This is a genomic window from Nocardiopsis sp. CNR-923 (assembly GCF_001942255.1).
GTDB lineage: Bacteria > Actinomycetota > Actinomycetes > Streptosporangiales > Streptosporangiaceae > Nocardiopsis.
This window is the reverse complement of record NZ_MKKC01000064.1, coordinates 81,950-88,494: the sequence shown is the minus strand read 5'-3', so window position 1 is coordinate 88,494 and position 6,545 is coordinate 81,950. Positions and strand designations below refer to the sequence as shown.

Annotated in this window: 3 protein-coding genes and 2 pseudogenes; all 5 read left to right on the top strand. The window is 71.8% G+C overall.

All coding sequences use genetic code 11. From position 1 onward, the window contains the following. On the top strand, positions 1-902 hold a 902-nt coding region (locus BJF83_RS06120; RefSeq protein WP_262391352.1), incomplete at its 5' end, for an ArsA family ATPase. A 78-nt stretch (positions 903-980) separates the two neighbouring features. Further along, on the top strand, positions 981-1,706 hold the full coding sequence (locus tag BJF83_RS06115) for a CDP-alcohol phosphatidyltransferase family protein (RefSeq protein WP_262391351.1): 726 nt from the start codon (positions 981-983) through the stop codon (positions 1,704-1,706). Between the two features lie 278 nt (positions 1,707-1,984). After that, positions 1,985-4,488, top strand: a pseudogene (locus BJF83_RS06110) (sugar phosphate nucleotidyltransferase). Between the two features lie 626 nt (positions 4,489-5,114). Next, positions 5,115-5,653 (top strand): annotated as a pseudogene (locus tag BJF83_RS06105) (FHA domain-containing protein). A 181-nt stretch (positions 5,654-5,834) separates the two neighbouring features. Continuing rightward, positions 5,835-6,308, top strand: coding sequence for a bifunctional nuclease family protein (locus BJF83_RS06100; protein ID WP_075925525.1), 474 nt, complete (start codon positions 5,835-5,837; stop codon positions 6,306-6,308). Positions 6,309-6,545: the final 237 nt, after the last annotated feature.

Below are 6,545 nucleotides of genomic sequence, written 5' to 3'. Positions count from 1 at the left end.
CAAGGGCGGCGTCGGCAAGCAAGGGCGGCGTCGGCAAGACCACCCTGGCCGCCGCGCACGCCCTGGCCCTGGCCGACGCGGGCCGCCGCGTCCTGGTGGTGTCCACCGATCCCGCCCACTCCCTGGGCGACGCCCTGGAGACCCCCCTGACCGACGCCCCGGCGCTGATCGCGCCGAACCTGTGGGCGGCCGAACCCGACGCCGACGCCGCCGTGCGCCGCCGCATCGCCCAGGTCGCCGAGGACGCCCGCCGCGCCGTCCCCCGCGAGGTCATGCCCGCCGTCCACCGCCACCTGGACCAGGCGGGGGCCAGCCCCGGCATGGCCGAGTCCGCGCTGGCCGACCTGCTCGTCGACCGCATGGAGGAGGTCGGCCGGCGGTGGGACCACCTGGTCGTGGACAGCGCCCCGACCGGCCACCTCCTGCGCCTGCTGCACCTGCCCGCGCTGCTCACCCCGTGGGTGGTCGGCCTGACCCGCCAGCGCGAACGCGCCCGCAGGGCCGAGGCCCTGGCCGACATCGTGGGCGGCGGGGACGACGAGGCCGACGACCCCCTCTTGGAGCGGTTGCACGCCCGCCGCCGACGACTGGAGCGCGCCTCCGCCCGCCTGCGCGAGGACGCCGCCGTCACCCTCGTGACCCTGCCCCGGCGCATGGTGCTCGCCGAGACCGGACGCGCCGTCGACCAGCTCACCGAGGCCGGGTTCCGCCTCACGCCCGTCATCGTCAACCAGATCCCCGAGGGCACGGCGGGCCCCGACAACGCTGACGCCCTCGCCCTCACCGAGGAACGGTTCGCGCACCTGGGCGTCGTGCGCGTGCCGCTCCAGGACGCCGAGCCCACCGGACCGGACCGGTTGCGCCGACTCGTGCGGTTCCTGGGCGCGGCGCCGGGCCGGTGAGCCGCGGGCGGGGCACGTCGGGCCAGGTGGCGGCCGTAGTGGCGGGAAACGGCACCGCCGCCCGCTATCGTTGGCGCTATGGGGCGATCCGGGGACGACGGTAGAGGCGAGGCGGGGGGCGACGTGGCCGGACCGGTGGTCAGCGACCGGATCTGGACGGTGCCCAACCTGTTGAGCATGCTCCGGCTGCTGGGCGTGCCCGTCTTCCTGTGGCTGGTCCTGGGGCCGCGAGCCGACTGGTGGGCCCTGCTGGTGCTCGCCTTCGCCGGGCTCAGCGACTGGCTCGACGGCAAGATCGCCCGCGCCTGGAACCAGACCTCGCGCCTGGGCACGGTGCTCGACCCGCTGGCCGACCGGCTCTACATCTTCGCCGCACTGCTCGGCCTGGTCGTGCGCGGCATCGTCCCGTGGTGGCTGATGGCGATCCTGGTGCTGCGGGACGTCCTCATCCTCGGCGCGCTGCCGCTGCTGCGCCATTTCGGATACGGGCCGCTCCCGGTCAACTTCGCGGGCAAGGCCGCCACGCTGTGCCTGCTGTACGCGTTCCCCCTGCTGTTCATCGCCGGGCACACGGCGATCGTCTCGGATGTGGCGCGGATTATGGGTTGGGCGTTCGCACTCTGGGGAACGGCTCTGTATTGGTGGGCCGGACTGCTCTACGCCGTACAGGGGCTGCGCCTGATCGCCCAGACCCGCCGCGACGAACGCGCTGATCACACCGGCGGCCGGACGGACGCCGAGGACAGCGACCCAGAGCGGCCGCGGCACGGATCGACCCGATCCGACCGACCACGCGACCGCTGACGGACGAACCCGGAGCGCAAGGCGACGGACGCGCCACGGGACCGGCCCGGGAGCCGGTCCGGACACGAACCGGCGGAACGGCTCACCGCGAATCCTGTCGGATCGAGAGGGAGTGTCATCTCCGCCATGAGAACATGTCCCACCGCGTGCGACGCCGCGCGCTCCCATCCCCGCACCGCGACGCCGGACGCCACCGTCGTACGGAGGTCTGGTCGATGACCGGCAACGGCGCCCAGAGCGACCCGACCACGACCGCCGGCACTGCGGCCGCGCCCCCGATGAAGGCCGTCGTGATGGCGGGAGGGGAGGGCACCCGTCTGCGGCCCATGACGGCCAACCTGCCCAAACCCCTGCTCCCGGTGGTCAACAAGCCCATCATGGAGCACGTCCTGCGCCTGCTGCGCAGGCACGGCTTCACCGAGACGGTGGTGACCGTCCAGTTCCTGGCCACCCTCATCCGCAACCACTTCGGGGACGGCGAGGAGCTGGGCATGAAGCTCCACTACGTCGCCGAGGAGGTCCCCCTGGGGACCGCGGGCAGCGTCAAGAACGCCGAGGAGCACCTGCGCGGCGAACCGTTCATCGTCATCTCCGGAGACGCCCTCACCGACATCGACCTCACCGACATGGTGCGGTTCCACCGGGAGCGCGGCGCCAAGGTCACCATCGCGCTCAAACGGGTCCCCAACCCGCTGGAGTTCGGCATCGTCATCGTGGACGAACAGGCCGCGTCCAGCGGTTCCTGGAGAAGCCCACGTGGGGCCAGGTCTTCTCCGACACCGTCAACACCGGCATCTACATCATGGAGCCGGAGGTCCTCGAACGCGTGGCCGCGGGCGAGGTCGTCGACTGGTCCGGGGACGTCTTCCCCGAACTGCTCGCGGAGGGCGAGCCCCTCTACGGGTACGTCGCCGACGGCTACTGGGAGGACGTCGGCACGCACGAGAGCTACGTCAGCGCCCAGGCCGACGTGCTCTCCGGCCGCGTCGACGTGGAGATCGACGGCTTCGAGGTGTCCCCGGGCGTGTGGGTCGGCGAGGGCGCCCAGGTCGACCCCGGCGCGGTGCTCAAGGGCCCGCTGTACATCGGCGACTACGCCAAGGTCGAGTCCGGGGCGGAACTGCGCGAGTACACCGTGCTGGGCAGCAACGCCGTGGTGCGCGCCGACGCGTTCTGCCACCGCACGGTCCTGCACGACAACGTGTTCATCGGGCGCGGCGCCAACCTGCGCGGCGCCGTGATCGGCAAGAACACCGATGTCATGGCCGCGGCCCGGATCGAGGAGGGCGCGGTCGTGGGCGAGGACTGCGTCGTCGAGTCCGAGGCCTACGTGCACAACGACGTCAAGGTCTACCCGTTCAAGACCATCGAGGCCGGTGCGGTGGTCAGCACCAACGTGGTGTGGGAGTCGCGCGGGCAGCGCTCGCTGTTCGGTCCGCGCGGCGTCTCGGGTCTGATCAACGTCGAGATCACCCCCGAACTGGCGGTGCGCCTGGCCAACTCCTACGCCACCACGCTGAAGAAGGGCGCGATCGTCACCACCTCCCGCGACGTCTCGCGGGCGGCGCGCACCCTCAAACGGGCGGTGATCAGCGCGCTGACCGCCGCCGCGATCGACGTGCGCGACCTGGAGGTCGTGCCCCTGCCGGTGGCGCGGTTCCACACCTCGCAGAGCGGTGTGAGCGGCGGCATCCACCTGCGCACGAGTCCCGGGGACCCCGAGTCGGTGGACATCCTCTTCCTGGACGGGGAGGGCGCCGACCTGTCCCCGGGGGCCCAGCGCAAGCTGGACCGGGTCTTCTCCCGCGCCGAGTACCGCCGGGCCTTCCCCGGGGAGATCGGCGAGCTGACCTTCCCGTCGCGCGGGGTGGAGAACTACTCCTACGACCTGCTGCGCGCGGTGGACACCACCGGCGTGGCCGAGGCCGAGCTCAAGGTCGTGGTCGACTGCGCGGGCGGCACCGGATCGCTCCTGTTGCCGTCGCTCCTGGGGCGGATCGGCGTGGACGTGCTGACGGTCAACAACCGCCTGGACGAGGCCTCGCCCACCGACACCCCCGCCAAGCGGATGCGCGACCTGGAACGGTTGGGCGCACTCGTGGCCAGCTCCGGAGCCGACTTCGGCGTCAGGTTCGACCCGGTGGGCGAGCGGTTGGCGATCGTGGACGAAAACGGCGAGCTGGTCGACGGGGACCGCGCGCTGCTGGTCGTGCTGGACCTGGTCGCCGCCGAGCGCGGCGGCGGGACGGTGGCGCTGCCGGTCACCACCACCCGGGTCGCCGAGCAAGTGGCCCACGCGCACGGAGTCGCGGTGCGGTGGACGGCCACGGCCACCGACGAGCTCACCAAGGCGGTCCGGTCCGGGGACGAGGAGATCGTCTTCGCCGGCGACGGACGGGGCGGGTTCGTCATCCCCGAGTTCAGTCCGACCAGCGACGGTATCGCCGCCTTCGTCCGCCTGCTCGGGCTGGTGGCGCGCACCCGCCGCTCCGTGGGCCAGATCGACGGCGCCATCCCCCAGGCGCACCTGTACCGCCGTTCGGTGCCGACCCCCTGGGCGGTCAAGGGCAGTGTCATGCGCGCCGTCGTCGAGGCCGCCGGGGACCGGGAACTGGACACCACCGACGGCGTGCGGGTCCTGGAGGCCGACGGCAGTTGGGCGCTGGTCCTGCCCGACACCGCCGAGGCCGTGACCCATCTTTGGGCCGAAGGTCCCGATCCCGACACCGCTCACCGCATCCTGGACGAGTGGGCGGCCGTCGTGGAACGGGCCGAGGGCTAGGGCGTGTGCCGCGCGGGTGCGGGCGCGCCGTCGCGCCCGCACCCGCGCGGCGTGTCGCGGGCCGTGCCGCGCCCACGGTGGCGGGCCCCGCTTGGGACCGCCGTGCTCCAGCCCGCTAAACTGGGCATCACGGCAGGTCATCGCGGTGGTGGAAAGTTCGCGTGAATCCCTGTGGCTCAGCTGCGAACCAATCAGTCCCGCGAGGCATCAGCACCAGAGCAGGTGTCCATCTCGACGGGGGCGGACATCGGCGGAGACGGTGCCCCGGGTGCCGGGTCCGCCGTCCCCTCAGCCGTGGGCGAGTCCGGGCGTCCACGGCAGGCCGAGGTGGAGCAGAACCCTTCCTGGACAGGGATATGGTTTAAAGTCGAGTGTTCCCTGACGCACCGCGTCACCACCGGGCGGGCGCCCCGATGACGGCGGAGTCCGCGCCGGGGGTGACAAGGAGTACATCATGGGGGATGAGACCTAGCGACCGACCGTGTGAGGCGTACCGCTGCCGGACAGCGGGCTGTCTCGCCACGCCTCGGGCGGTGTGCGGGTGAGGAACCCGCGCGGTGTCCGGGACGTGTCACCGATCAGCCGAATCAAGCACCGCCCCGTGCGGTAGGAGGCCGAGCCGACCTATGTCGAGCGTTTACTGCACGCAGTGCGGTCACGCCGTTGCGGATGATGCCCGTTTCTGCTCCTACTGTGGCACCCCCGTCCGCAGGCCCCAGCAGCAGGCTCCACTGGGTTCGGGTGGGGATTCCGCCGGCGACGTCACGTCCACCATCTCGATCTCCGGGATCCAGGCCCTTGAGGAGGAGTCGACCGGGGACGAGCTGGCGGCCGACGACCCGGCCAACGCCGACGCGCTCCCTCCGGGCACGGCGCTGCTCGTGGTGAGGCGCGGTCCCAACGCCGGGAGCCGGTTCCTCCTGGACAGCGACGTGACGACCGCGGGGCGCCACCCCAACAGCGACATCTTTCTCGACGACGTGACCGTCTCGCGCAGGCACGTCGAGTTCTTCCGCCGGGGAGACGGATTCGCGTCCGGGACGTGGGCAGCCTCAACGGCACCTACGTGAACCGTGAGCCGGTCGACGAGGCCGCGCTCGGCGGTGGGGACGAGATCCAGATCGGCAAGTTCCGCATGGTCCTGCTGACCAAGCCACGCCGCTGACCTGGCTCAAGCGGTCGCCGGGTAGACGGTGGGCGGGGGAGGCGGGCCTACAAGGTTTGCGGGCCCCCGCCTCCGGACAGCTTTGTAACGAAGGGTGCCGATTTCGCCCTCGGGTCCTGATCCAACGTGGGAGCAGGGACGAGCGCCCATCCGGCATGACGACTCGTGGGACGGAGCCGCTGTGAAGCACATGGAGGTCGTCGGCGTCCGGGTTGAGATGCCCTCGAACCAACCGATTGTCCTGCTCAAGGAATCCGACGGAGACCGCTACCTCCCGATCTGGATCGGCGGGGTGGAGGCCACGGCGATCGCACTCGCGCAGCAGGGGGTGGCGCCCGCCCGGCCGCTGACCCACGACCTGTTCCGGGATGTGCTGGAGGCGCTCGACACCGGGCTGAAGACGGTGAACATCACCGGTCTGAGCGACGGGATCTTCTACGCGGAGCTGGTGTTCAGCAACGGGGTGGAGGTCAGCGCGCGCCCTTCCGACTCGATCGCGCTCGCGTTGCGGACCGGCACGCCGATCTACGCCCACGAGGACGTGATCGCCGAGGCCGGGATGCCGATCCCCGACGAGCAGGAGGACCAGGTCGAGGCGTTCCGGGAGTTCCTGGACAACATCTCGCCCGAGGACTTCGGCCGGCGCGCCGAGTAGCGCCCCTCGGGGGCGGGCGCCGCCGCGTTCGCGGTGCGCGCCGGGGGCGAAACGCTGCGACACGGCTGTGACCTGCGGGTTCGTCGTAGTCGCCACTGATACATTGGGTAATCGGGCCAGGGGGAGGACACCGTGGTCACGGCCGGAACCTCCGGACGATCGTGGACGGGGCGCGACCCGGAGCCGGGAGACGGACGGGGCGCGCACTTGGCGACGCGCCGCGCGCCTTCGTTGACG

What these genes read in the sequence shown, in the direction of transcription:
- BJF83_RS06115 (WP_262391351.1), top strand. Translation starts at nt 981, where the DNA reads ATGGGGCGATCCGGGGACGACGGTAGAGGCGAGGCGGGGGGCGACGTG.